Source organism: Fenollaria massiliensis, from assembly GCF_000312505.2.
Lineage (GTDB): Bacteria > Bacillota > Clostridia > Tissierellales > Peptoniphilaceae > Fenollaria > Fenollaria massiliensis.
Genome location: NZ_HG326227.1, coordinates 103253 through 130140, shown reverse-complemented (window position 1 = coordinate 130140; position 26888 = coordinate 103253). Strand labels below are relative to the sequence as shown.

The 26888-nt window shown below is 33.4% G+C and carries 28 protein-coding genes; 4 read left to right on the top strand and 24 right to left on the bottom strand.

What is annotated here, in order from left to right:
• Positions 1-33 precede the first annotated feature (33 nt).
• Both BN30_RS09660 and lpdA read left to right on the top strand, forming a co-directional pair.
• Positions 34-1185, top strand: a complete 1152-nt coding sequence (locus BN30_RS09660; RefSeq protein WP_019214680.1) for a tRNA(Met) cytidine acetate ligase — start codon at positions 34-36, stop codon at positions 1183-1185.
• Positions 1186-1266: 81 nt separating this feature from the next.
• Positions 1267-2661, top strand: coding sequence for a dihydrolipoyl dehydrogenase (gene lpdA / locus BN30_RS06390; RefSeq protein WP_019214679.1), 1395 nt, complete (start codon positions 1267-1269; stop codon positions 2659-2661).
• Positions 2662-2720: 59 nt separating this feature from the next.
• Here the strand turns inward: lpdA and BN30_RS06385 are convergent, their stop codons facing one another.
• Genes BN30_RS06385 through BN30_RS06360 form a run of 6 tightly spaced genes read right to left on the bottom strand, consistent with a single transcriptional unit; the run spans position 2721 to position 8299 of the window.
• Positions 2721-3215 carry a hypothetical protein gene (locus BN30_RS06385; RefSeq protein ID WP_019214678.1) on the bottom strand — a complete coding sequence of 165 codons (495 nt, stop codon included), beginning with the start codon at positions 3213-3215 and terminating at the stop codon, positions 2721-2723.
• 3 nt (positions 3216-3218) lie between these two features.
• On the bottom strand, positions 3219-3698 hold the full coding sequence (gene coaD / locus BN30_RS06380; protein WP_019214677.1) for a pantetheine-phosphate adenylyltransferase: 480 nt from the start codon (positions 3696-3698) through the stop codon (positions 3219-3221).
• On the bottom strand, positions 3695-4252 hold the full coding sequence (rsmD, locus tag BN30_RS06375; protein ID WP_019214676.1) for a 16S rRNA (guanine(966)-N(2))-methyltransferase RsmD: 558 nt from the start codon (positions 4250-4252) through the stop codon (positions 3695-3697). The genes coaD and rsmD overlap by 4 nt, the downstream gene beginning before the upstream one ends.
• Before the next feature lie 10 nt (positions 4253-4262).
• On the bottom strand, positions 4263-6287 hold the full coding sequence (gene recG / locus BN30_RS06370; RefSeq protein ID WP_019214675.1) for an ATP-dependent DNA helicase RecG: 2025 nt from the start codon (positions 6285-6287) through the stop codon (positions 4263-4265).
• Positions 6287-7927, bottom strand: a complete 1641-nt coding sequence (locus tag BN30_RS06365) for a DAK2 domain-containing protein (protein WP_019214674.1) — start codon at positions 7925-7927, stop codon at positions 6287-6289. Before BN30_RS06365 ends, recG begins: the two co-directional genes overlap by 1 nt.
• A 9-nt stretch (positions 7928-7936) precedes the next feature.
• A complete protein-coding gene (locus tag BN30_RS06360; protein ID WP_019214673.1) occupies positions 7937-8299 on the bottom strand; it encodes an Asp23/Gls24 family envelope stress response protein in 363 nt (120 codons plus the stop codon).
• 232 nt (positions 8300-8531) lie between these two features.
• Between BN30_RS06360 and rpmB the strand changes: the two genes are divergently transcribed.
• Positions 8532-8723 carry a 50S ribosomal protein L28 gene (gene rpmB / locus BN30_RS06355; RefSeq protein ID WP_019214672.1) on the top strand — a complete coding sequence of 64 codons (192 nt, stop codon included), beginning with the start codon at positions 8532-8534 and terminating at the stop codon, positions 8721-8723.
• A 99-nt stretch (positions 8724-8822) separates the two neighbouring features.
• Here the strand turns inward: rpmB and BN30_RS09655 are convergent, their stop codons facing one another.
• The 16 genes from BN30_RS09655 to BN30_RS06275 are packed head-to-tail and all read right to left on the bottom strand — an operon-like array spanning position 8823 to position 23695.
• Positions 8823-9467, bottom strand: coding sequence for a thiamine diphosphokinase (locus tag BN30_RS09655; RefSeq protein WP_019214671.1), 645 nt, complete (start codon positions 9465-9467; stop codon positions 8823-8825).
• Positions 9457-10107 carry a ribulose-phosphate 3-epimerase gene (gene rpe / locus BN30_RS06345; RefSeq protein ID WP_019214670.1) on the bottom strand — a complete coding sequence of 217 codons (651 nt, stop codon included), beginning with the start codon at positions 10105-10107 and terminating at the stop codon, positions 9457-9459. The genes BN30_RS09655 and rpe overlap by 11 nt, the downstream gene beginning before the upstream one ends.
• A gap of 1 nt (position 10108) precedes the next feature.
• Positions 10109-10969 carry a ribosome small subunit-dependent GTPase A gene (rsgA, locus tag BN30_RS06340; RefSeq protein WP_019214669.1) on the bottom strand — a complete coding sequence of 287 codons (861 nt, stop codon included), beginning with the start codon at positions 10967-10969 and terminating at the stop codon, positions 10109-10111.
• The gene (gene pknB, locus BN30_RS09250) at positions 10969-12999 is read right to left on the bottom strand and encodes a Stk1 family PASTA domain-containing Ser/Thr kinase (RefSeq protein WP_019214668.1); all 2031 of its coding nucleotides are present in this window, start codon (positions 12997-12999) and stop codon (positions 10969-10971) included. Before pknB ends, rsgA begins: the two co-directional genes overlap by 1 nt.
• Positions 13000-13009: 10 nt before the next feature.
• Entirely contained in the window at positions 13010-13741 is a 732-nt protein-coding gene (locus tag BN30_RS06330) for a Stp1/IreP family PP2C-type Ser/Thr phosphatase (protein WP_019214667.1), read from the bottom strand.
• A gap of 12 nt (positions 13742-13753) precedes the next feature.
• On the bottom strand, positions 13754-14785 hold the full coding sequence (rlmN, locus tag BN30_RS06325; protein WP_019214666.1) for a dual-specificity RNA methyltransferase RlmN: 1032 nt from the start codon (positions 14783-14785) through the stop codon (positions 13754-13756).
• Position 14786: 1 nt separating this feature from the next.
• Positions 14787-16073: a 16S rRNA (cytosine(967)-C(5))-methyltransferase RsmB gene (gene rsmB, locus BN30_RS06320; RefSeq protein WP_019214665.1), complete on the bottom strand. Its 1287-nt coding sequence runs from the start codon at positions 16071-16073 to the stop codon at positions 14787-14789.
• Complete coding sequence (locus tag BN30_RS06315; RefSeq protein WP_019214664.1) at positions 16066-16779, bottom strand: zinc metallopeptidase; 714 nt, start codon at positions 16777-16779, stop codon at positions 16066-16068. Before BN30_RS06315 ends, rsmB begins: the two co-directional genes overlap by 8 nt.
• Complete coding sequence (gene fmt / locus BN30_RS06310) at positions 16779-17711, bottom strand: methionyl-tRNA formyltransferase (RefSeq protein WP_019214663.1); 933 nt, start codon at positions 17709-17711, stop codon at positions 16779-16781. Before fmt ends, BN30_RS06315 begins: the two co-directional genes overlap by 1 nt.
• Positions 17711-18214 carry a peptide deformylase gene (def, locus tag BN30_RS06305; protein ID WP_019214662.1) on the bottom strand — a complete coding sequence of 168 codons (504 nt, stop codon included), beginning with the start codon at positions 18212-18214 and terminating at the stop codon, positions 17711-17713. Before def ends, fmt begins: the two co-directional genes overlap by 1 nt.
• Positions 18215-18223: 9 nt before the next feature.
• Positions 18224-20578: a replication restart helicase PriA gene (gene priA / locus BN30_RS06300; protein ID WP_019214661.1), complete on the bottom strand. Its 2355-nt coding sequence runs from the start codon at positions 20576-20578 to the stop codon at positions 18224-18226.
• Positions 20578-21771 (bottom strand): bifunctional phosphopantothenoylcysteine decarboxylase/phosphopantothenate--cysteine ligase CoaBC, encoded by a 1194-nt coding sequence (gene coaBC / locus BN30_RS06295; protein ID WP_019214660.1) that lies wholly within the window; start codon positions 21769-21771, stop codon positions 20578-20580. The genes priA and coaBC overlap by 1 nt, the downstream gene beginning before the upstream one ends.
• Position 21772: 1 nt before the next feature.
• Positions 21773-21958, bottom strand: coding sequence for a DNA-directed RNA polymerase subunit omega (gene rpoZ, locus BN30_RS06290; RefSeq protein WP_019214659.1), 186 nt, complete (start codon positions 21956-21958; stop codon positions 21773-21775).
• Positions 21955-22566 (bottom strand): guanylate kinase, encoded by a 612-nt coding sequence (gene gmk, locus BN30_RS06285; RefSeq protein ID WP_019214658.1) that lies wholly within the window; start codon positions 22564-22566, stop codon positions 21955-21957. The genes rpoZ and gmk overlap by 4 nt, the downstream gene beginning before the upstream one ends.
• Positions 22567-22806, bottom strand: coding sequence for an extracellular matrix/biofilm biosynthesis regulator RemA family protein (locus BN30_RS06280; RefSeq protein WP_019214657.1), 240 nt, complete (start codon positions 22804-22806; stop codon positions 22567-22569).
• A gap of 7 nt (positions 22807-22813) precedes the next feature.
• The gene (locus tag BN30_RS06275; protein WP_019214656.1) at positions 22814-23695 is read right to left on the bottom strand and encodes a YicC/YloC family endoribonuclease; all 882 of its coding nucleotides are present in this window, start codon (positions 23693-23695) and stop codon (positions 22814-22816) included.
• Positions 23696-23814: 119 nt separating this feature from the next.
• Between BN30_RS06275 and BN30_RS09245 the strand changes: the two genes are divergently transcribed.
• A complete protein-coding gene (locus tag BN30_RS09245; protein ID WP_019214655.1) occupies positions 23815-25527 on the top strand; it encodes an Rqc2 family fibronectin-binding protein in 1713 nt (570 codons plus the stop codon).
• Here the strand turns inward: BN30_RS09245 and BN30_RS06265 are convergent.
• Positions 25511-26425 (bottom strand): RluA family pseudouridine synthase, encoded by a 915-nt coding sequence (locus BN30_RS06265; protein WP_019214654.1) that lies wholly within the window; start codon positions 26423-26425, stop codon positions 25511-25513. The two genes, BN30_RS09245 and BN30_RS06265, sit on opposite strands and share 17 nt — an antisense overlap.
• Positions 26416-26883, bottom strand: coding sequence for a signal peptidase II (lspA, locus tag BN30_RS06260; RefSeq protein WP_019214653.1), 468 nt, complete (start codon positions 26881-26883; stop codon positions 26416-26418). Before lspA ends, BN30_RS06265 begins: the two co-directional genes overlap by 10 nt.
• Positions 26884-26888 lie beyond the last annotated feature (5 nt).

Sequence of the window (26888 nt, the reverse complement as noted above, 5' to 3'; positions counted from 1 at the left end):
TTTCAAGTGTTTTTTAAGAAAGAAGGGAAAAAGTTGAAAATAGCTGGAATTATTTGTGAATATAATCCGTTTCACAACGGTCACCTATATCATATAAATAAGACAAAAGAAGCTCTAGGCGTTGATGCTGTCGTCGCTCTAATGAGTGGTAATTTTGTTCAAAGGGGTCTTCCTAGTGCTTTTTCTAAATATGAAAGAGCCAAGATTGCCTGTGAATATGGCTGTGACCTAGTTCTTGAGCTGCCACTTTTTTCTTCGGTAGCGCCTGCAGATATATTTTCTAAAAACGCTGTGAATATACTAAATAAATTAAATGTGATTGATTATTTAAGTTTTGGTAGTGAAGATGGCTTAGAAACGCTTGATAAGGCACTTTGTCTAATGATAGAAAATAAAAATGCTTTTGATGAAATACTTAAAAAATATTTATCAAACGGTCTTTCTTTTTCAAGGGCCTATGCTTTAAGCTTTAATGAGCTTACTTCGTCAGATATTATGAATAAATCTAACAATATCCTTGCTTATAACTATATAAGTGCTCTTAATGAAACAGAGAGCAAAATAAAAGCTTTTGCCCTTCAAAGACATGGCCCAAGTTATAACGATGCTTATGATGAAAATGATTTTGCAAGTGCGACTCATATAAGAGACTTAATATATAAAGGAAGGGATGTAAATAATTTTGTACCAGCACTGCCCGATGAAAAAATTATTGATTTAGAAAAATATTTTTCCTATATTAAGTCTATTTTTATAAGAGAAAAGAATTTTAAAATGTATTTTGAATACGATGAAGATACTGTAAACTATATTAAAAAGCACATCTATGAAGCGAAGGGCTATAATGAATTTATGGATATGGTCTCAAGAAAAAACTTTTCAAAAAGCAAGATCAATAGATTTATGCTTGCTATGCTATTAAATATATATAAAGATAATGTTTCAAGGGACAAAGAATATGACTTCATAATTCCTTTATGCGCTAACGATATAGGGAAAAAAGTTTTAAAAGAGATAAAAAAACATAGCGATGTAAATATTATTAGCAAGTACAAAGATCTTGATAATTTGAGTCATGAGAGCAAGCTAGACCTTGAGATATTGATAAACAATGATCAAATTTATTATCTAATGAAAGGCATGGATGTAAAAGACGCGTATAAAATAAATTTATTAAGCGTTTAAAATTTTATAAAAATTAGCTAATTATATGATATAATTAAAATGTTAAGAATAATATAATAAATAAAATAAAGGAGGACATAAATGAAATTACTAATTATAGGTGCAGGTCCTGGCGGATACGAAGCCGCTTTCAGAGCAGCTCAACTAGGAAATGATGTAGTTCTTGTTGAAAAGAACTTACTTGGTGGTACTTGCCTAAACATTGGCTGTATACCTACTAAGACTATGGTAAAGATAGCTGATTTTTATAGCGAAGTACAAAATTCGGAAGAATTTGGCGTAAAAGTTGATGGCTATAGCCTTGATACTGAAAAAATTTATCAAAGAAAACAAGATGTCATGAGTAAACTTAGAGATGGAATCGAATATTTAATCTCAACTTATGACAATATCAAGCTTTTAAAGGGTACTGCTTCATTCGTTAGTGAAAATGAAGTAAAAGTAGTTTTAAATGAAGGCGTCGAAGAAAACGTTACATTCGATAAATGTATCATAGCTACTGGATCAAAGGATATCAAGCCACTTGAAGGCTGTGATTTGCCAAAAGTTTTAAACTCAACTACTCTTTTAAGCTTAAAAGAAATACCTAAGTCAATGATAGTTATAGGTACAGGCGTTATAGGTCTTGAATTTGCTACTATATATGCAAGTTTTGGTACTGAAGTAACTGTTATTGGTAACAATATGTTCAAGACAGCTGATATAGAAATACAAAAGAGATTACAATCAATATTAAAGAATCCAAATCTAAAGTTCGCTACAAAGCAACACTCTAAGAAGATTGAACAAGCTGGTGATATGCTTAAAGTAACTACTCAAATGGTTGGCAAAGATACTTTAAAAGAGTATGAAGCTGAATACGTACTAGTTGCACTAGGCAGAGCAAGCAATACTGACGGACTTAACACTGAAGCAGCTAAAGTTGAAACAAAGGACGGCGGCGTTTTAGTTGATGAAAACTTAAAAACATCAAATGACAATATCTACGCTATCGGCGACGTTATATACAAAAACACTCAACTTGCTCACTTCGCTACAGCTCAAGGCTTCCACGTAGTTGAAAAATTATCTGGAATTGAGCCAAAAACTGATCTTTCAATCGTTCCAGCTGTTTTATACACAGTTCCAGAACTTGCTCAAGTTGGTAAAACTGAACAAGATCTTGAAAAAGAAGGTATTGAGTATGATAAAGCTAAGTCCATGTACCAAGCAAATGGTAAGGCACTTGCAGTTGGCGGAACTAAAGGCTTTATAAAGATGCTATCAACAAAAGACCACAAGAAAATCTTAGGCTGCCACATAATTGGTAAAGACGCCGACCTATTGATTCACTACGCTGTTATAGCTATGGCCAATGGTCTAAGCGTTGAAGACTTATCAAATATGATATATGCTCACCCAACTATTGCCGAAGTATTTAAGGATGCAGTAGAAACACTTGAAGGCAAGTCAACAAACTCACCAATGGCAAAATAATTTTATAAAAAATAAAAAATAAATGCGAAGGTAATTTATGTACTTTCGCATTTATTTTTTTACTTTTCTTCTTTTTCTTTTGCTACTTGATTTTCTTGATTAACGCTAGCAGACATCTTTCTAAGCTCTGTTCTGTTTTCATTTAAAGTAGTAATCATGTCCTTTAAATTCTCTTGAGCGTTCATTAGAAGCTTGTCTGAGTATTCAAGTGAAGAGCGTTTTAAATTTGTTGAAGCGATTTGTGCCTTGTTCATAAGATCCTTTGCTCTTTCGTTTGCTTCTTTTAAAACTTCTTCCTTGCTTACAAGTTCTTCAAGTTTTAATCTTGTTTCTTTAATAATTTGTTCTGCATCTTTATTTGCTTCGCTAATAATTCTTTCTCTTTCTTCTTTAATCCATGCAGCTTGTTTTATTTCATCTGGAAGTTTTATTCTTAACTCGCTGATTATATCTAGTAATTCTTCTTTTTGAACTAAAACCTTACTTGTTAGAGGTAGAGAACCTGCTGATTCAACAATATCCTCAATCTCATCAATAAGACCTAATACATCCATTTTTTAACCCCTTTCGTATTTGTTTTTCAATTTAATTTCAACATTTTTTGGCACTAGTGCCGATATATCTCCATGATAGTAAGCAATTTCCTTAACTATAGAAGAACTTAAAAAGTTAAACTTGTGTGAAGCAACTAAAAATATAGTCTCTAAATTTTTATTAAGTGACTTGTTCGCCATAGCCATCTGAAGTTCATATTCATAATCAGAAACGGCTCTAAGTCCTCTGATGACATAGTTTGTCTTCTCTTCTTCACAAAATGAAGTAAGAAGTCCATCAAAAGTTTTTACTTTAATCTTCTTCTCATCTTTAAAAATTTCTTCTATCATCTTTTTTCTTTCATCAATAGTGAATAAGTGTTTTTTCTGTACATTAGTAGTTATACCTATAATCAATTCATCAAAGATATCCTTCGATCTGTTGATGATATCAATGTGTCCATTGGTTATAGGGTCAAAGCTACCTGGGTAAATTGCTTTCATTTAACACCTCTAATAAAAAATATTTTCTTATCGCCAATTGTTCTTGTATCAATATCAAAATCATCTGTGCTAATGGCCTCGCTAAAGTCATAATCTTTATTCTCTTCTATGATTATGGTGCCTCTCTCATCGAGTAGATCAAGTGAGATAATTAGCTTAAGTACTTCATTTAGAAGCTCATGCTTTTTATATGGTGGATCTAAGAAGATATAATCGAATTTTTTCTCCTTAAGAGGCCCTTTTAAGGCTCTTATGGCATCCATCTTCATGACATTTATCTCGCCATCAAGCTTTAAGCTTTCTAAATTTTTATTTATCACGCTTATGGCCTCGTGCGATGAATCTACTAGATATACTTCCTTCGCGCCTCTTGAGTAAAACTCAATGCCAATCTGTCCTGTTCCGCTAAAAAGGTCCAAGACTTTTGCGTTTATCGTTATTGGCGATATGATATTAAATATTGTTTCTTTTATATTATCCAAAGTCGGTCTCGTATTAAGGCCCTTTGGTGCAAGTAATTTTCTTGATTTGAATTTGCCTGATATAACTCTCATCTCTTGCCTCTTAATTTAAGATGATATCTTGTTTACTGTCATAAAAAACTGAATCCATATTATTTAATAAAGCATCATATCTGTTTTTTTCGTATTCAATGTCGCCTCTTAATATTGATAAAATCTCTTTATTAATATCATTAATCATCTCGGTATCTTTATCAAAATCAAAAAATTTAAAATCTATGGCTCCGTGCTGCTTTGTTCCAAAGAAGTCTCCTGGTCCTCTTAGTATCAAGTCTTTTTTCGATATTTCAAAACCATCGCCAGTCTCTTGCATCAATTTTAATCTTTCGTAACTAATATCATTTAGCTTGTCATAAACAAGGACGCAATACGCTTGATCAGAGCTTCTTCCTACTCTTCCTCTTAACTGGTGAAGTGTGGATAGGCCAAATCTTTCTGCGTTTAATATGACCATAAGATTAGCATTAGCAACGTTTACACCGACTTCTATAACAGTAGTTGAAACAAGTATTTGCACTTTGTTCTCTTCATAATTAGACATAATCTTGTTCTTATCTTCATTAGATGTTTTTCCATGAAGCAGAGCAACATTATAGTTCTTAAAGTGCTCCTTTAGCTCTAAGTATACATCATTTGCGTTTGATAAGTCAAGCGATTCGCTCTCTTCGATTAGAGGTGTAACAACATAGACCTGCTTTGAATTTTTTAATTCTTTTTCTATAAAATTAAAAATTCTTTCCTTATAAGAATAAGGCACAGCGTATGTCTCGACCTTTTTTCTTCCTGGCGGCATGGTCTTGATAGTTGATATATCAAGGTCACCATAGAAAATTAAAGACATAGTCCTTGGTATAGGTGTTGCGCTCATTACAAGGGTGTCTGCGTATACCGATTTATTCGTTAGATTAGCCCTTTGCTTTACGCCAAATCTGTGCTGCTCATCAGTTATTACAAGCCCAAGATTTTTAAAATTTACTTTATCTTGGATTATTGAGTGAGTTCCGACAACTAAGTCAATCTCTCCGCTATCTAATCCATCATAAATCTCGTTTTTTTCTTTATTTGATATAGATGATGATAATAAAGTTACTTTTATATCTTTACCTTTGAAAATATCTTTAAGGCTCTCGTAGTGCTGCTTAGCTAAGATTTCAGTCGGAGCCATCATAGCTGCTTGATAGCCATTGAGATAAGCCTTATACATGGCATATACAGCGACTATGGTCTTACCGCTACCAACATCTCCCTGAACGAGTCTATTCATCCTCTTATCAGCTTGCATATCAACATTGATCTCATCTATAACAGTTTTTTGATCAGGTGTTAACTCAAAGCCAAGACCTTTAATAAAGTTATCTTCTTCATCAAAGTGCTTGAATTTTACAAAATTTTCATCCTGTACTTCTTTTCTTAAGATTTTAAAACCATATTCAACGGTAAATATCTCTCTAAAAGCTAAAGTTCTTCTCGCCTTCTCCAAAGTCTCGTGAGATGTTGGAAAATGCAGTTCTTTTAGCGCTTCATCTATGCCGTATAAATCATAATCGCGTATTAAAATCTCTGGAATTATCTCTTTAACTAAACCCTTTGTATTAAGTAGCTCACTTACTATTGAGACTAGCTTTGAATTGTATAGGCCCTTTACAAGATTGTATATTGGACCAATATAGCCAAGTCTGTCTGTGTTTAAGCTGTTGTAAAACTCAGGATTGGAAAAGCTATAACCAAATTTATTTTTATTTAATTTGCCAAAGAGGTAGAATGTTTTGCCCGGCTTAAATATGTTTCTGTAAAAATTCATGCCGAAGAAGAAAACTTTCGCATTGTTTTTCTCGTCACAAACATCAAACATCATCATATTTCTCTGCCTCATTATAGGCGAAGATATGATTTTAACCTTAAACAAAGACGCATCAGATAAACTCTCATCAGATATATATCTTAGGTTCTTCCTGTCCTCATATCTTCTGGGTCTATTTAAAAGTGCATCTTCGGCTGTATATAAACCGAGTCTGTTTAAATACTCTTCAGTTTTGCTTCCTACTCCCTTGACTTCTTTTAGCTTCATTATTCCAATGAAATTATATAATAGTATAAAGCTTGTTTAGACTCAATAGCTTCAAAATCTATATCAGGATATTTTTCTTCAAGTTCTTCGATTAATTCCTCTGCTTGAGATTTTTCAGCATCTTCGCCTAGATATAAAGTTACTAAAGATGTATCTTCATCGATAAGTTCATCAAGCATAGCCATAGTAGTTTCATTTAAATCAGCTGAGCTTGCAAGTATCTTTGATGAGCTGATAGCAAGGTAATTACCCTTCTTTATCTCTTTACCATCAATAGTAGTATCTCTTACAGCAAAAGTAACTTCACCAGTTTTTACTTCGCTTATAGCTTCCCTCATGCTCTCAAGAATTTCATCTGCGCTCATTTCTTCATCGAAAGTAATCATAGCGCTGATGGCTTCTGGCATGTTTCTTGTTTCAACAACATGGATATTCTTATCGCTAAGATCAATAGTTTGCTTAGCTGCCATGATGATGTTTTTGTTATTAGGGAAGATGAATATATCGTCTGCGTTGATATTGTCAATAGCTTCCATGAAATCTTCTGTTGAAGGGTTCATAGTTTGGCCGCCAGTGACAACTTCATCAATCTTTAAGTCCTTAAATATCTTAGTAAAGCCATCGCCTGAACTTACAGCTATGAAGCCATATTTTTTGTGTTCTTTTGCTTTTTCTTCTTTATTGCTGTTTTTATACTCTTCTTCGCTAAATAATATTTCATGGTGTTGAAGACGCATGTTATCAATCTTGATATCTTTTAGATAACCAAGTTTTAAAGCCTCTTCGATAACTTGTCCTGGATTGTTTGAGTGTATATGGCATTTGATTATATCATCTAGAGCAACGACAACCATTGAGTCGCCTATCTTTGATATAGTTTCCTTAAACTCATCAACCTTACTAGTATCACCAGTTATGATAAATTCAGTGCAATAACCATATTTAATATTATCTGTAGAAATTTCTTTTCTATTAGCTGTTTGTTTAGTTTTATTTATATCTTGAACTGTAATTTCTAATTTTTCAGTTCTAGCACCTTTAATTGCGCCTTTAACTATAAAGTAAAGACCCTTACCACCAGCGTCAACTACACCAGCTTCTTTTAATACGCTAAGAAGTTCTGGTGTTCTGTTAAGTGATTCTTCCAAAGCTATAAGTGCATCATCAGCAAATTTAGAAAGTTCTGTATATTTTCTATAGTTCTTTAATCCAAAACCTGCTAAATCTTTTGAAACTGTTAATATAGTGCCTTCTGTAGGTCTCATAACAGCCTTATAAGCAACTTCACTTGCTTTAACAAAGGCTTCCATAAGTCCTTCGATGTCAATGTATTCCTTATCTTCTATAGCTTCTTTAAAACCTCTAAGAAGCTGAGATAAAATTACACCAGAGTTTCCTCTAGCTCCAAGAAGAGCTCCCTTACTTAAAGCGTTTGCTATTTCTTTTATAGTTTTATTTTCTTCTTTAACTGCATTTGTAACTGCTGACTTCATTGTTAGAAGCATGTTTGTACCTGTATCTCCATCTGGAACAGGAAATACATTTAAAGCGTCAACTATCTCTTTATTTTCGCCAAGAGAATTAAGTGCTCCAATCAATGCTTTCTTTAAAACAATTGCGTCAATTCTATTAGTACTCACATTTACCTCCTACTTTTTGTCATTCATTCTTAGTCCTTGGACAAAAACATTGACATTTTTAACAGACATAGCTGTTTGTTTTTCAACATTGTATTTAACTTTTTCAATAATATTGTCGCAAACAACCGAAATTTTTACTCCAAACTCTAAAACAACGTATAAAGATATATCAACGTGTTGTCCGTCTGTACTTACCTTTACACCCTTAGATAAATTTTCCATGTTAAGTAAATTGTAAAAACCGTCTTTCGCATCAATTGCACTCATACCTACTATACCATAGCTTTCCATGGCAGATAGTCCTGCTATCTTAGCGATAACATTGTCGGCAATATTAATAGTTCCTAAATCATTAGTATATTGACAAGGCATAAATCTCCCTCCATTCAATTAATAAATTTATTTTCTCATTTAGTTTTAATTATTTGTGTCCATAATTAATTATATTATATCATTAAATAGCTTTTTTTTAAAGATATATATGCAAATTTTATGTTTTTTTGACATTTTATTTAAAATTTTTTTATTTTTTATAAAAAAAGCTTGATTTTTGTAATGAACTTTGCTATAATTAAGTAGTTAAAGCTTGAGAGGAGGTAAGAAAATGGGAAAAGTTTGCGATATATGTGGTAAAGGTAAAATTGCTGGTAATAAAGTATCTCACTCTTTAAGACACTCAAGAAGAACTTGGAAGCCAAACTTAAGAAGAGTTAGAGCAAACGTTAACGGAACTGTAAAAAGAATAAATGTTTGTACTAGATGCCTTAGATCAGGCAAGGTGCAAAGAGCCGAATAAAAATTGCAGACTTACTGCAATTTTTTTTGCTCAATACATAAAATACCGATGCATATCAAATTTATGCATCGGTATTTTTTATTTGTGTTTTTTATTTAATTATATGAACAATGTTATGAATAAAAATGCTCTGTTCTTATGTGCTGTGATTAAAGCGTGATCGCCCATCGCCTTGTTGCTCATAAGTAATGAACTAGATCTTGAAACAGTTTCGTGATCAAGCTCCCACTTAGCTGATTTTATTGATACAGTAAATTCTTCATCAACTGGTACCATTGAGAATGATGTAACATCGATTCTGTTTACAACTTTAATCTCGTCGCCTTCGTTAAGTACTTTTACTGCTTGGTCGCCTCCATAAACAGTTATATTTAAATCTTTACTATAAGCTAAAACATTATTTAATACTGTCATTGTATGGTCTTCTCTTCCGCCCATAGCACAGTAAATATCAACAGTTTTTATCTCGCACTTTTCTTTAACATACTCTAAGGCAAGTTCAAAATCAGTCTTATCCTTATCCTCATTGTAATCTACATGTGTTATATTACTTGTTTCTATATATCCTTTTGCATCGTCATTAACGCTATCATAATCACCTATGAATAAATCTGCATCCATATCATATTTAACTAAATGATTCAAACCTCCGTCAACAGCTATAACAAAGGCATAATCTCTTATGCTTCCTGTTAAAAAACAATCAATTGGTCCATTTAATACTATCGCTACTTTATTTATCATCTCTTAATCCTCCTATATTCTTTTCTATTTCTGAATTTTTAAATGCTGCTGAGCCAGCAACAAATAAATCTACTCCTAAATCTTCTAATTCTTTAATATTATCCTTGTTGACTCCTCCGTCGGCCTCTAATATGATGTCTCTTTCGCTCTCATCAATCATCTTTCTCACTCTTTTAATCTTTTCATTAACACTTTCGATGTATGATTGACCTCCAAAACCTGGATTAACTGACATAATCAGTATTAAATCAAGGTCATCCATGATATACTTAAGTGTTTCTTCACTTGTCGATGGATTTAGCGAAACGCCCGCCTTCATGCCAAGTCTTCTGATTTCGGCAAGCGTTCTTTGTAAGTGTATAGTCGCCTCTTGATGCACTGTTAATATGTCTGCTCCGGCATTTTTAAAATCTTCCAAATATCTTTCAGGTTTTTCAATCATTAAGTGGCAGTCAAGAATAAAATCTGTATTTTTTCTTACTGATTTAATGATTGGCAGACCAAAAGATATGTTTGGAACAAAGTTTCCATCCATAACATCAAGATGCAAATACTTAATGCCTGATTTTTTAAGTCTTTCTAAATCATCTTGCAAATTATAAAAGTTTGCCGACAATAATGATGGTGCTATCTCTCTCAAGTCAATACCTCCTCTTTGCTTTTATTTCTTCATACATTAGTAGATAATCTTTATACCTAATGTGAGAAATATTTTCTTCTTCTAATTGTTTTTTTATCTCACAATCTGGTTCATTGATATGTGCACACGATGCAAACCTGCATTTGTTCTTATACTTATTAAACTCTCTTATATAATTTTTTAACTCATCTTCCTCTTGCAAAAAGTCAAGTTCAAGTGATGTAAAACCTGGCGTATCTATGATGCTTGTCGCCTCATCGATCGAATATAACTGCACAGACCTTGTTGTTTGCTTACCCTTATTTAGTTTCATTGATATCTCTTGTGTTTTAATCAGCTTATTTTTATTGAGATAATTCATGATTGATGATTTTCCAACACCTGATGGCCCCGATAAAACAGAAGTTTGTCCTTTTATTTCCTCTAACACCTTATGGATGGATTCATCATCATATATGCTTGTCTCAAAAACATCGTAGCCAATGTTTTTATACATCTTATATATAAGCTCATCAATTTTGATATCTTTTTTGTTTATTATAATTATAGGCCTGATGTGATTATACTCAGCCATGACTAAAAATTTATCAAGCAAGAGCAAATTTATACTCGGTGTTGATATAGTCATGACTATTAGTAAATTATCAACGTTTGCTACGATTGGCCTTATAAGCTCATTTTTTCTCTCTTCAATGCTTTCTATTAAATAAGAGCCATCCTTTTCTACAAAGTTTGCAATATCGCCTACAAGTGGCTTCATTTTAAGTTTTTTAAAGCTTCCTAACTGCTTTGCCTCATAGACATTTTCCTCACTTTCGATAAAGAAAACACCAGAGATAGATTTAATTATCTTACCCTTCATTATTTAGCTTGTTTTGTTGTTATATAAGTGTCGTTCTTATAAATATCGAAGGTATCTCCTTCTTTTGCATTATACTTAAATCTCACTTGACCGTCTTCTCTTTTAACCATTTGATCATAAACAGTTTCTTTAACTCCGTTAGAGTTTTTAATTATAGTGAAGTGTGTTTGATCAAGGTCTGGATCGGCTTGAAGAACTATGTCTATAACAATTACTGCATTTTCTTTTGGCTTTTTATCTTCTTCTTTTGTTTTTTCATTTGTATCATTGTTTTCTGTATTTTCTTCTTCTGCTGGCTTTTCTATTCTGCCTTTAGATACTACAAGCGAAATAACTTCATCTTTTTGTACAGTTGAGCCTGATGTTACTGATTGCTCTGTAACAATGTCTTTATCATAATCTTCGCTGTCTTTGCTTGTTATTTTATATTTTAATCCTAAATCTGTTATTTCTTTTATAACTTCATCTTTATTTCTGCCTACAAAGTCAGGAACTTCGATGGCATTAGAATCGCCTTTGCTAACAACAACCTTTATCAAGCTATTCTTATCAGCTACAGAGCCTTCGCTTGGCTCTTGTCTAATTATAGTGCCTTCTTCATGCTCGCTGTCTTCTTCATAGCTTGGTTCTGCTAATTTTAAACCATATTTATAAAGAATGCTTTCTGCATCAAGGATTGTTTCTCCAACTACATTTGGTACTTCAACACTATCTTCTGATTCTGATATAGTTAATGATACCTTAAAGTCTTTTTTAACTTTAAAATCTGCTTCTGGATCTTGTTTTGTAACAATATTTGCCTTGCCATCAGTTTTTTCTTTGGCAACAACTTCATAAGTAAGTCCAAGTTTTTCAAGTTTTGATTTAGCTGTATCTAAATCGTCGCCCACAACATTTGGTACTGCTACTTCATCTGAGCCGCCTCCGCTTAAAGCGCCCTTTAAGTAATTATATCCAAAGAATAGTCCAGCAACTAATATTAGAGCTGTTATTATTCCTAAGAAAACGCCTACTAAGCCATTTTCTTTTTTTCTTCTGCGGCGATTTCTGTTTGATTGTCTCATTTCAGAAATATTTTCCTCCCTATTTCTTTTAATCTTTTCATTTTTTTCTTCTCTAATTATATCTTCTTGTTTTAAAACGACTGTTTCGTCATTCCAGTTATCATTTTGCTTGTTATAATTAAAGCTGCCTTCATCATCTAAGTATAAAAAGTCCGATAAGATGTCGTCAACGCTTTGATATCTTTCACTTTGTTTTTTTCTTGTACACTTAAGTATTATTTGTTCAAGATTTTTATTCATATTTGGAATATACTCAGACGGCGGAATTATATCATCTTGTATTTGTTTCATCGCTACTGAGATCGGATTGTCCCCATCATAAGGCTTCTTTCCCGTTAGCATCTCATATAAAACTATACCAAATGAATATATATCAGTTTTATTATCAGTATAGCCGCCTCTAGCTTGCTCAGGCGATATATAATGAACTGAGCCAAGAACATCTGATGTTGTTGTAACCGTTGTTGATGTTGATGCCCTCGCTATACCAAAATCAGTTACTTTAACTGTGCCTTGCTTAGTAATCATAATATTATGTGGTTTTATATCTCTATGAACAACATTATGGTCATGAGCATCCTTTAAGGCTCTAAGTATTTGTATTGAGTAATCAATTGCATCATCTTCAGAAAGTTTTCCCTTGCTATCGATTATATCCTTTAATGTAGTTCCGTCTATATATTCCATAACTATATAATAAATACTTTCTTCATCGATTTTATCTGTGCCTACATCGTAGATGCCAACTATGTTTTGACTCGATAATGATGCAGCTGCCTTTGATTCTCTATTAAACTTCTTTATAAATTCTTCGTCGCTTGCATATTCAGGTCTTAAAATTTTTATAGCAACATATCTATCTAAAACTCTACATCTGGCTTTGTAAACAGTTGCCATGCCTCCATCGCCAATTTTTTCTAGTATTTCATATCGATCTGATAAAAGTTTTCCTATCATTTTATCCATTTTCTCACCCCTAAGCTTTTATAGTTATTATAGTAACATTATCTCTTCCGCCCATAAGTATAGCTCTATCCTTTAATTCTTCAGCTACCTTTTGCATTGAGTCGCTCTTGTATTTCTCTACTATTGCAAGTATCGAGTTATCTTCAACCTCTTTATTTAGTCCGTCTGTACATAGAAGCACTATGTCATCACTTCTGTGAATGAACTTGTAAGTGTCGATGACAACAGTCTTCTCTGTTCCCAAAGCTCTGGTTAAAGCGTTTTTGTTATCTATATTTTTAACATTAAAAATCTTGCTTCCAGCCCTTTTTATTAGCTCGTTACCAAAAGTATGATCCTCTGTTAGCTGAGCTATTTCGTGCTCTCTTATAAGATAGGCTCTTGAGTCGCCTACGTGAGCTATAAGGCAAGTGTTTTTGTAATAGGCGCATACCAAAACTGTTGTGCCCATGCCCTCACACTCTTTATTAAACTTTGAATATTTGTAAATGGAATTGTTTGCGCTTACAATGCTAGTTCTTATAGCGTCTTCAACATCGTCTATACAAACCGCATCATTTTTATTCTTTAAAACATCGGCAATGGTATCGACCGCCATCTTACTAGCTAGTTCGCCTGCCTTGTGTCCACCAACTCCATCTGCAATTACAAAGAATGGGAATGGATAATCATCGTAGATAAAAAAGTTATCTTCATTATTGCTTCTCGTTTTGCCTTTATCTGATACATAACCAAGATTCACATAGACCACCTCCTATTGTTCAAGATAATTATTTCTAAGCTGTCCACACGAAGCGTTTATATCCGCTCCTAACTCACGCCTAATAGTTACGTTAAAGCCAAAATCTTCTAAATATTTTTTAAATTTATTAATATTTTCAGAAGTGCTTGGCTCTTCGTCGTACTCTTTAATCTTATTAAGCGGAATTAAGTTGATGTGTGACTTAATATCTTTTAATAAATTTTTTATATCTAAAGCAGATTGATAAGAGTCATTAAGTCCATCGATTAAAACGTATTCAAAGGATATCCTTTTATTGATTTTTGCCTGATACTCTTTAAGAGCTGGTATAAGCTCATCAAAAGGATACTTCCTTGTAATCGGCATAATCTTTTTTCTCTCTTCTTCGTCTGCATTATGTAATGATATCGTTAGTGTTATTGGATAATCATATTCGGCTAATTTTAAAATCTTATCGGCAAGACCACACGTTGATATAGTTATATTTCTCTTCGATAAATTCTTACCCTCTTTAGCACTAATTAGTTCAATAAATCTTATAAGTTCGTCAAAATTATCAAGTGCTTCGCCGCTACCCATTAATACAATGTTTGATACATTTATATCATTTAGTCTTTCAATCTCGTATATTTCGTCAAGCATTTCCGATGCATAAAGGTTTCTTATTAAACCTTTCTTTGTTGAAGCACAAAAAGCGCATCCCATCTTGCAGCCAACCTGTGTTGATATGCAAACAGTGTAGCCATATTTGTACTTCATCAAAACGCTTTCAATCACATTCTCGTCATGAAGTTCAAAAAGATATTTCTTTGTTTCGTCAAGTTTTGATTTTAGTTCTAAAACTTTTTTTACTCCATATATCTCAGAGCTATTATTTATTTTATCTTTTAAATCTTGTGAGAATGTAGTGAGTTTATCTAGATTTTTTATCTTTTGCTTATGAATAGCTTCAAATAACTGCTTTGCTCTAAATTTTTTCTCGCCAAGATCTAAAAAATATGTCTCAAGCTCTGAAATATACATATTGTTAATAATGTTATTCAAATTATTCCTTCCTTAGATATGAAATGAAAAAGCCATCGTTAATCTTTTCTGTTGGCATGTGCTTAATAAATTTTTCCAAATTAAAATCATTGTTTTCTTCAAGAAATTTTTTTACCATAATTTCGTTCTCTAGCTTAAGTATACTACAAGTACTGTATACAAGCAGACCGCCCTTTTTAACATATTCCTTGGAAATATTTAATATTTTCCACTGCTTATCGTTAAGCTCTTTTAGCTCTTTTAAATCGATTTGATATTTTATCTCAGGCTTTCTAGATATTATACCACTTCCTGAGCAAGGAACATCTAACAATACTTTATCAAATTTATTAATAAATTCTTTATTTAATTTCATGGCATCATTGATCTGAAAATTAATATTATCAAGTCCAAGTCTATTTGCTTCGTTCTTTAGTAGATTTATCTTGTGCTCATATATATCACAGCTTGTGATTGAGCCCATTTCAAGTTTCTCTGCCATGTGCATGGATTTTCCTCCAGGTGCTGCACATAAATCAAGCACCTTATCACCCTTATCAAGCTTTATATAATCTTGAAGGCTAGAGCTCGTCGCATCTTGAAAAGAAACATATCCTTGCTTAAATAAACTTTTTACAACATCGCTCACTTTATCATAAATGATGAGACTATCAACAGATATATCGCTTTCTTCATACTTAATATTAAATTTATCAAGAACTGCTTTGATGCTATCCTTAGTAGTCTTCTTTGTGTTTACTCTAAGATTAAGAAGCCTTTCATCCATGGACCTGTTTAAAAAATTATTTACAGTTTCTGTATCGTAATCACTCTTTAAAAGCTCCAAAAATTCTTCATTAATTGAATATTTTACAGCTAATCTTTCATCTTCATCATCAATATTAATTTTCATCAAGTCATCTTTATTTCTTAAAAAATTTCTAAGATTAGCGTTAACAAATCCAGAAAGCCTTTTATTAACAATCTTAGCAAGCTTTACTGCCTCATTGACTGCGGCGCTCTCAGGCACCTTGTCCATGTATATGATTTGATATAAAGCCATTTCTAAAATAATGACTATGTCTATATCCATCTTACTTAGTTTTGTCGATGAAAGCTTTGAGATGATGTAATCAAGATAGTTTTTTCTCTCAACAACGCCATAAACAAGCTTTGTTACGAAGGATTTAGATACTTCGCTGTCAATCTTATTAAGCTCAGTTCTTAGGCTTATGTTTGAGTATGCTCCGCTTGCAAAAATATCTTTTAATATCAAAAAGCTTCTGTATCTATCGTTAATCTTAGTCATCTCTTCTCCTCATTGAAAGTAGTCTTAGTAGTTCACTTAGCGCCGCAAAAGCTGATGCAACGTATGTTAGAGCCGCTGCCTTTAAAACTTTTTTAGAACCATATATGGTCTCGTCGTTTACTCCCGGCATTGATCTTATCTCGTTTAAAGCTCTTCTTGATGCATTAAACTCAACTGGTAGTGTCACTAGTGTGAATAAAACTATGACTGCATATAAAATTATACCTATATCAAATAATCTAGTAAAATCAAAAAATAATCCTGCTAGTATCAAATACATTGCTAAGCTGCTTGAAATTCTTACAGCCGGTGCCATGAAGCTTCTTAAATTTAGCATTGGATAGCTCTCTTTATCTTGAATTGCATGTCCGACTTCATGAGCTGCAACTGCAATTGAAGCGATGGATGTACCAGCAGATATATCTCTTGATAAAGAAAGACTTTTATCTCTCGGATCATAAAAATCACTCAAGGTGCCCGGAACTTCCTTTATATTTACATTTCTAAGTCCATGCTTATCAAGTATCGCTCTAGCAATCTCTGAACCGCTTTTACCGAGCGAACTAAGTCTACCCATGTATTCTCTATATACAGCCTGTATCTTATATTGAGCGAATAAGCTTAGTAGCATAGCTGGAATTATATATATAAAATATGAGCTTATATAATTATGATATCTTCCAGTAAGCATTAAAAAATTTATCATTATCTATCTCCTAACCTTTCACCTATCTCAATCTTATTTCCTCTTATATAATCAGAAACTTTCATTCTCTTTTTATTTGGCATTTGTACTTCACTTATGATGATGGCATCGTCCTTGCACTTAATCAAAATGCCATCTTCATTAACATTTAGTATAGTACCTATCTTTTTATCACTAGTATCTTTAACTATGGCAGCCTTAAATATTTTCATATTCTCACCCTTATAAGTAGTGAAGGCAACTGGCCATGGCTGCATAGCCCTAATTATATGCTCAGTTTTTGAAGCACTTTCACTAAAATCGATAAAAGCGTCCTCTTTTTTAATCATTCTAACATAAGAGCTCTTTGAATCATCTTGTGGAGTGCCTTCATCAAGCGTATCAAGACCAGCTAAATACTCTACTATCATCTCAGCGCCTAAATTAGATAGCTTCATAGTAAGTGTATCTGCTGTATCGTCATCTGCTATAGCTATCTCTCTTGTCATCAGCATGTTTCCTGTATCAAGGCCCTTTGACATCTTCATAAGAGTGATGCCTGTTACTTTGTCTTCGTTAATGATGGCTGCTTGAACAGGAGCCGCTCCTCTATATTTTGGCAAGAGTGAAGCGTGTATATTTATTGCATGATACTTCTTCATATAAAGTATTTCTTCTTTAATAATTTGGCCATAAGAAGCGACAACGATGACATCAGCATCAGTATTTTTAATTTTTTCTATTGATTCATGACTATTGACGTCCTCTGGCTGAAAAACTTCTATATCATTCTCAAGAGCATAAGTTTTTAGCTCTGAGTAAGTGATTTGCATCTTTCTGCCGCGTCTTCTGTCTGGCTGAGTTATTAGCAAGGTGATTTCAAAGCCATGATCTTTTAAAGCCTTTAAGGGAGCTAAGCTAAATAATGGCGTTCCCATGTAGATGAGTTTCATTATTTAGCCTCTGCCATCTTATGTTCTTTATCTAATTTTGCCTTAAGCTCGTCATTTGTGAACATTTCTTTTGCTTTGTCTGTATATAAAATACCCTTCAAATGATCTGTCTCGTGGCATATAACTCTTGTTAAGAAGCCTTCAGTCTCAAGCTCATGTTCTTTTCCTTCAAGGTCTTGGTACTTAAGCTTAAGCTTTTCTGGTCTTTCAACCACACCAGAGTATCCTGGAACTGATAGACAGCCCTCGTAATCATCGCAGCTACCGGCTGTTTCGATTATATCTGGATTTACAAAGACCATCGGTCCTTCACCTATGTCTATGACTATCATTTGCTTAAGTATACCTACTTGTACTGCAGCAAGACCAACGCCTTCTGCATGATTCATTGTCTCTATCATATCATCTGCTAATTCTTTAAGTTTATCATCAAAAACCTTAACTAGTTTTGACTGTTTTCTAAGTATTTCATCTTGATCGTGTCTAATATTTCTAAGTGCCATCTTTACCTCCTATAAAAAATTTTTTGGATTTATATAAATGTTATAATTTACTTTTTTGTTCTTTGCAAATTTGCTTCTATATAAAATGAAGCGAATATAATCTTTTATCTCTTTCGAATAAGTGTTCGTGTATTTTAAAATTATTTGATATCTATAGCTTGCGTTTATCTTTTCAATCGCGCATTGCATTAGCTTTGAGACATTGCATCTGATGCCATTATTATTCAAATATCTCTCGATATCGCTTCTTAAGTAATCCATCTCAGCTTGAACGATGTTTTTATCAAGACTAGTACCAACGATGTATATCATATTGATAAATGGCGGATACAAAAATTCTTTTCTTAAAGCAATCTCATTTCTATAAAAAGCTTCGTAATTACCCCTCATCGCATAGCTAATCGTCTCGTTATCGCTAGCGTAGCTTTGAAGAAGCACTCTGCCTTTTTCATCGCGTCCAGCTCTGCCAGCAACTTGAGTGATTAAGTTATAAGTGTCTTCACTTGCTGAATAGCTTGGGAAATTTAAATTAGCATCGATTGATACGATGATCGCCGCATCAACATTTTTAAAGTCAAGTCCCTTGCTAATCATCTGAGTGCCAATAAGTATATCGACTGCTCCTGAGTTCATTTTTTTATATAAATTGATGTAGTCGTCCTCTGTTTTGATTGTGTCGCTATCTGCTCTAAGTATTTTCGCTTCTGGAAAAGTCTTTCTAAGTAGTTCCTCAACCTTTTCTATACCATAACCAGCAAAGCTTAGGGCCTCTGCCCCGCATCTTGGGCAAGTCTTCGGAATATTTTTCACAAGACCACAGTAGTGACACTTAAGCTTATTTATGCCCTTGTGATAAGTCATGCTCACATCACAATTGTCACAAGTAAAGGTATAGCCGCACTTTTTACAAAATATTTCTTTGTTATAGCCGCGTCTATTTAAAAAAACTATGCTTTGCTTATTTGCCTTAAGATTCTCATCAATAATTTCATAAAATCTTGATGATATTTGACTGATGTTTCCTCTTTGAAGCTCGTCTATCATATTGACTAGCTCTATATCAGCTTCCTTTTGTCCTTTTGCCTTTTTATCAAGCTCAAGTAGCTCATATATGCCGTGCTTAGCATTATAGTAAGACGATATCGATGGTGTAGCACTTGCTAGTAATAGCGTTGCCCCCTCGCTCATGCTTCTATAATAAGCCACTTCGTCTGTTTGATACTTTGGATTCATGTCTGATATGTAGCTTTGATCGTGCTCTTCATCAATGATTATAATCCCTAAGTTTCTGCATGGAGCAAATATCGCTGATCTTGCACCTATAACTATACTTGGCGATGTTGATTTTATATCATCATACTCATCAAAGCGTTCAGATAAACTTAGTTTTGAGTGGAGTACATGTACTTTTCTTTGGAAACGTCCTATAAAGCGCCTAATTGTTTGTGGCGTAAGACTTATTTCAGGTACTAGTACTATAGCATCTTTACCCATTTGAAGACATTTTTCAACAAGATGTAGGTAAATTTCTGTCTTTCCAGATCCAGTTACGCCTCTTAGTAAAAATTTTTCGCCTAAATTATGCTCAATCGAACGTTCCATGCGTTTATAAACATTTTCTTGTTCCTTGTTAAGCTTAATCTTTTCATAAGAAGGCACATCGTAGCCTCTTTTTCTTGATTCTTGAATATAATCTTCTCTCACTAAGCCTTTTTTTATAAGAGTTTTTATAGGTGATGAAGATATATTAAGGCTAGTGATTATATTTTTTTCAAGAGCGATGCCATCATTCTCTCTTAAATAATCAAGTACAGCTCTTTGCTTTTCACTCGCTTTCTCGTCATAAGTCACTAGGCTAATGTATTTTTCGTAATGCTCCTTAACTTTTTGCTTAATCTTATATTTTTCAATTAAAATATTTTCTTTAACGAGTTTATTAAAATCATTAAGCGTCATAATTTTAAGCAAATCATCTTTTTTATATGCCTTATCCTTTTCAAGTCCATGTGCATCGTCATTAGCATAATAAAAAAGTTCTAGCTCCTTAATGCCTCCTGGCGGAAAAACTAGTCTAAGTGCGTCATTATAAGTCGAGATGTATCTATTTCTAAGCCATAGAGCAAGCTCAATCATCTTCTCGTCGATGATTGCCTTCTCATCAAGCACCTTGATTATGGATTTTATCTTTGCTTCATCTATGTCTACTTCATCACATGTGTTTAAAACCACAGCGATGCTAGGCTTATTTGACCTGCCAAATGGAACTAAAACTCTAGTTCCAACGCTGATGGCTTCGTCAGTCTTATAAGTAAAAACTCTATCTAAAACTCTCGATTTTGTGTCAATAACAACTTGAGCAAACATTAATTTTTCTTTCTATCTTTTAATAGTACAGCTAGATTATCAAGAATGATATCAGCTAGCTCACTTTTTTTCATTAAATCAAATGATGTCGCATTTTTATTTTTATATACAAAGCTTACTTTGTTCTCATCACTCTTAAAGCCTGAGCCCTTAAGTGTAATGTCGTTAGCGACTATCATATCAGCGCCCTTAGATAAAAGTTTTTTCTTTGCATTTGCAATAACATTTTCTGATTCAGCCGCAAAACCTATCACGACTTTGTCATCTTTTTTATCTTTAAGCGACTTGATTATATCATCAGTCTTTTTTATTTTAATATCGTGATTATCGCTATCTTCTTTTTTGATCTTCTCTTCACTGTATTCTGCTGGAGTGAAATCAGCTGGTGCAGCCGCCATGATCAAGGCATCTGCTCCTTCAAACTCTTTGTTCACCGCTTCATACATATCCTTTGATGAGACAACATTAATGATATTGAATGGATCTTTTATATCAAGATCATTTGGTCCGATGATTAAAGTGACATTCGCTCCTCTATTATAAGCTTTTAAAGCGATTTGGTAACCCATCTTGCCTGTTGATCGGTTTGAGATATATCTAACAGGGTCAATCGCTTCTACTGTATGACCAGCTGTTACAAGTATTTTATATTTTTTCAAATCTTTTTCCGATAATAGATAATCGATGCGATCAATTATTCTATCTGGATCTGGCATTTTGCCCTTGCCTACGTCTCCACAAGCAAGCAGTCCGCTGTCTGAATCAAGTATATCTATGCCTCTATCTTTAAGCGTTTGAATATTATCTTGTGTCGCCAAATTTTCAAGCATAGCTGTGTTCATGGCTGGAACAACAAGTTTTTTTGCCTTGCTTGCTAAAAATGCTAAACTTACCATATCATCACAAATGCCGCTGGCAAGTTTGGCTATAGTATTAGCTGATGCAGGCGCCACAACAAAGATGTCTGCCCACTTAGCTATTTCTATGTGCATAGGTTTAGCCTCGTCATTAAAGACATCCGTATAAACATTATTTTTTGAAAGTATCTTAAACGTTTCGCTGCCCACAAATTTAACGGCATCCCTCGTCATAAGTACTCTTACGTTGTGTACTTTTGAAAGCTTAGATACAAGATCTGCCGCCTTGTAAGCTGCTATGCCGCCAGAGACACATACTACAATGTTTTTCTTCATCTTAAATATCGTATTCTATCTTGTCTTCAAGATACTCATCCATAGCGATGGATACTGGATTGTGTGACTCAGTATCTACCTTCGCCTCAGCTCCATCAACTATTTGCCTAGCTCTCTTTGAAAGTATCATAACTAAGGCATATCTTGATAATTTTTCTAAATCTTCCTTATTTTTAATATAAATCATTTGTTTTCCCCCAATACTCTATCTTTTATATATTTGAATCTCTTCGCTCTATGCTTTTCAGCCTTGATTATGGCCTCGATATCTCTAACGGCATCTTCTAAATAATCATTAACTACAAAGAAATCATATTCTTCAACGAAGCTTATCTCTTTAAAACCGTTCGCAATTCTAAGTTCTAAATCTTTTTCGCTCTCAGTCGCTCTGCCAACTAATCTTCTTTTTAGCTCCGACATCGATGGCGGTACTAAAAATATAAAGACTACTTCTTTCATCTTTTGTTTTATTTGAAGCGCCCCTTGAACGTCTATATCAAGCAGTACTATCTCTCCCTCTTCTATCTTTTTAGTGATAAAATCTTTTGGAGTTCCATAGTAATGTCCGTGAACGCTAGCATATTCCAAGAACTCATCGTTTTCTACCTTCTTTAAAAACTCTTCTTCGCTTAAGAAGAAGTAGCTCTTGCCATCTACTTCGCCTGGACGAGCCTCTCTAGTTGTTGCTGAGACTGAAAAGACTATGTCGTCGTTGCGTCTAAACAGTTCGTCAGCAACAGTGCCTTTACCGCAGCCAGAAGGTCCGGAAAGAACTATCAAAAAACCTCTTTTCATCTAATTACCTCCATTCAATCTTTCGCTAATAGTTGAAGTTGCTAGCGTTGAAAGAACTATGGACTCGTTATCCATGATGATAACGCTTCTAGTTTTCTTGCCGCAAGTCGCGTCTATGAGTCTAATTGTATCACGATTCTCCATAATTAATCTCTTTATAGGAGCAGACTCTGGTCCAACGACAGCTATGACTCTATGTTTATTGATTAAATTACCAAATCCTACGTTAATGTATTCCATAATTCACCTACTCTATATTTTGTATTTGTTCTCTAATCTTTTCGATAAGGTTCTTTTGCTCAACGCCTATCTTAGATATTTCAATATTTTTAGTCTTGCTAAGTATAGTATTTGACTCTCTGTTCATCTCTTGAATTAAAAAATCCATCTTCTTGCCAATGGTCTCGTCTGAATTAAGCATGGACTTGAATTGAGATATGTGGCTATACATTCTAACTATCTCTTCGTCGATGGCGTATTTATCGACTAATAGTGCAAGTTCAAACTCAAGTCTTTTTTCATCGATGATGCTCTTGTCCTCGATGAGCTCATTATATTTCTTCATAAAATCTTCTTTGTATTCATCTGTATAATCAATGTAAATCTCTTTTATCTTGTCAACATTTTCTTCAATTGCTGTAAGATTGTTTAGTATATCGCTCTTAAGATTTTCTCCCTCTCTAATTCTCATGTCGTCAAAATTATCAAGTGCCTTCTCAAGTGTTTCAAGCATTATATCTAAAAATTCATCGCTCTCATAATTATTTTTCACTATGCTTAAAACTTCTTGTTGACTGATTATGTCTTCAAGCTTAATCTCGTCATCAAGGCCAAGCTCTTCCTTAATTAAGCTAAGCGCCTTCATATATTTTCTTAAAAATACTAAATCCACTTCAACATCGTTAGGATCATCCTCTAGAAAGACAACTGTTAGAAAGCAGTCGATCTTTGCTCTGGATATTCTTTTTTTAATTGCAAGCCTAATCTTGTCCTCGTACTCGATAAGCGAGCGCGGGCTTCTTAGGTTTAAATCAAAATATCTGTTGTTTACAGATTTTAGTTCAAATTTTATTTTATATTTTTCACAAACATATTCGCTAGAACCGTATGAGGTCATACTTTTTAACATAGTCTCACTCCTTATGCATATATTATACCATTTATTTATAAAAATATATATAGAATATGACAAATTCTTCATATTTAAATAGAGTAACTTTGTATATAATATAAATAAGGAGTGATTAAATGTCATTTGACGCAATAGTAACAAGAGCCTTGACTGATGAGTTCAATAATAATTACATCGGTGCAAGGGTCGACAAGATATATCAAACTGAAAAAGATGAGATAATGATTAATATGAGAAGCAAAGATGGTTCTTTTAAAGTACTTGTTAGTGCTTCGAGTAATAATCCGCGCTTTTATGTGAGCAAGATTAGTAAAGAAAATCCTAGTGAAGCGCCTTTATTCTCTATGATACTTAGAAAGAATCTATCTGGATCAAAGCTCGTTAAGGTCGAGCAATTTGGTTTTGATAGAGCCGCACAATTTGTTTTTAGTGGCTACAATGAATTTCATGAAGAAGCTCTTTATTATCTTGTCGTTGAAATCATGGGCAAGTACTCAAACATAGTTCTTTGCAACGAAAATCACAAGGTTATTGATGCAATTAAAAGAGTTTCTACTGTCATGTCTAGCAAAAGAGAGATAGAGCCAGGTCTTATATATGAAAGGCCTCCTGTCTTTGATAGAGTCTCACCTATAAGCGTTGATGAAGAAGATCTTAAAAATATGATGACTAATAATGCTGATCTTGAGCTAAGAGACTTTTTAATGAGGTCCTTCCTTGGCCTAAGTACTGAGATTGCGAATAAAATATTATTCGACGCAGCAATAGATGATAAGAATCTTCTTAAAAATCTTGATGAGAATGATGCGAATAAATTTATTTCATCTTTTATAAAAACTTTTGAAGAAGTTAAAGAAAAAAATTATAGCTTCAATATTTATAAGCTAAGCGAAAGAAAGAGTGCATACAACGCCATCAGCCTAAATCAATACGCTTCGCTTGAGAAAGAAAATTTTCCTAGCATAAGTGAGCTTCTGGATAAATATTATTATGAAAAGGACCAAAAAGACAGAATAGCGCAGCGCTCACAAAACATGAGACATACTATAAGTGCAAATCTTAAGAGGGCTAAAAATAAATTACAAAAGCAAAAAGAAGAGATGCTTGAAAGTGCTAACAGGGAGGCATACAAGGTATACGCTGACCTTATCTCATCAAATATACACAAAATTTCTAAGGGACTAAAAGATATTAAACTTGAAAACTTTTATGATAATATGAATGAAATTTCGGTTCCTCTTGATCAAAAGTTATCGGCTGTGCAAAATGCACAAAAATACTACAAGAGATATCAAAAAATGAAGCAAAGAGAGATAGTTTTAGAAAAGCAAATTGAAAATACTGAAGATGAGATAAATTATCTTGAGCTTGTAAGTGACGCTATAGACAGAACTGACGATGTAAAGAACCTTGATGAGATATATTTTGAGTTAATAAAGAATAATTATATTAAAAAAGATAAAAAAATAAAAAATAAACCAAAAAAAATCGCCATACATTCTATTGATTATGACGATACAAGTAAAGTTTATTATGGCAAGAATAATTTGCAAAACGAGTACATCACTTTCAAAGTCGCTGACAAAAACGATGTATGGATGCACGTCAAAGGCTTTCCTGGATCACACGTCGTAATCAAGTCAGGTGGCTACCCAAGCGATGAGCTTTTAGTCTTCGCAGCTAAAATTGCCGCAAAAAATTCAAAAGCCAAAGACTCTAACAAGGTTGATGTTGACTTCACTACGAGAAAGAATGTTAAAAAACATCCAAGCGGTAAGACCGGCCTCGTTAATTATGTGAACTTCAAAACCATCACTGTAGATCTTTAGCTTTATATAAATTCGTTTTGATTAGTGCCTCTTTAAAATATTCTGGCAAATCACTTTCTATTGTTATTAAATTATGCGTAATTGGATGGATAAAACTTACTTTTCTGCAATGTAAGACTTGTCCGTCCATTTTTATTTTTCCTCTATATCCATAAGTTTTGTCGCCAAGAACTGGATGATTAATATAAGCAAGATGAACTCTGATTTGATGCGTTCTTCCTGTTTTAATAACTACACTTAAATAAGCGTAATTCTCATTTTGTTTAATTAAATGGATTTCGGAGTGAGCTTCTTTGCCTTCATCTGAGGCACACATCTTGATCTTTTTAATCGGGTCACGCATAATGCCCTTATCAACCATAGTCACTTCATCCTTAAAAGTACCCACAGCGATGGTGATGTACTCTTTATAAATCTCTCTCGACTTAAATAGCTCCTTCATCTTTTCATGTGCTTCATTGTTTTTTGCTATTATAATAAGGCCGCTAGTATCCTTATCAAGCCTATGGATTATACCCGGCCTTGATTCATCAATGCTGCTTAGTGAGTCAAATCTATATAACAAATAATTCACAAGACTTAGCTCGTCATCATTTGTAGGATGAACTATAAGTCCTCTTGGCTTATCGATGACAGCTATATCATCATCTTCATAGAGAACTTTTATATCCATGGCCACTTTTTCAAAGCGCCTTGACTCTTTTTCTTTTATTTCAATAATGTCCCCTACATTTATTTTGTATGATGGTTTTGAGAGGCTGTCATTAACACTAACATATCCTTCTTCAATAAGCTTTTTGTACATGGACCTCGTCTTGCTCTCATCAAAATTTGCTAAAAATGCATCTAGCCTTTGACCAGCATCTTGATCATCTATCTTAATTTCTTTTATTTGCATTTTTTATCTTTAATCTTTCTATAAATGTAGTAGCCAATAAATAAAACTATGATCACACACATGTAGCTATCAGCTAGGTTAAAGCATGGATATTGGTATGAGCCAAACTTAAACGAAATAAAATCAATAACGTATCCTCTAAAGGCTCTATCAATAAAATTACCAATGATTCCTGCTAAGAAAAAGGATAGAAATACTTTTTCATATACCATAAGAGTTTTATACTCTGTTATGAAAATATATAAAATTATTGCTATGGCAATGAAGGTAACTATAAAGAAAAATATATGTTTGCCCTGCATAATGCCAAAAGCCGCGCCTCTATTCTCAACGTAATCAAAAGAAAAAAAGTTTGGAATTATTTCATAGGCAGCTTTGCCATCCAAATGAAGTTTAGCAAAATACTTTGTTATTTGATCCAAAGCAATCGCTAGTACCACTATTAAAAAATAAATCATATAAC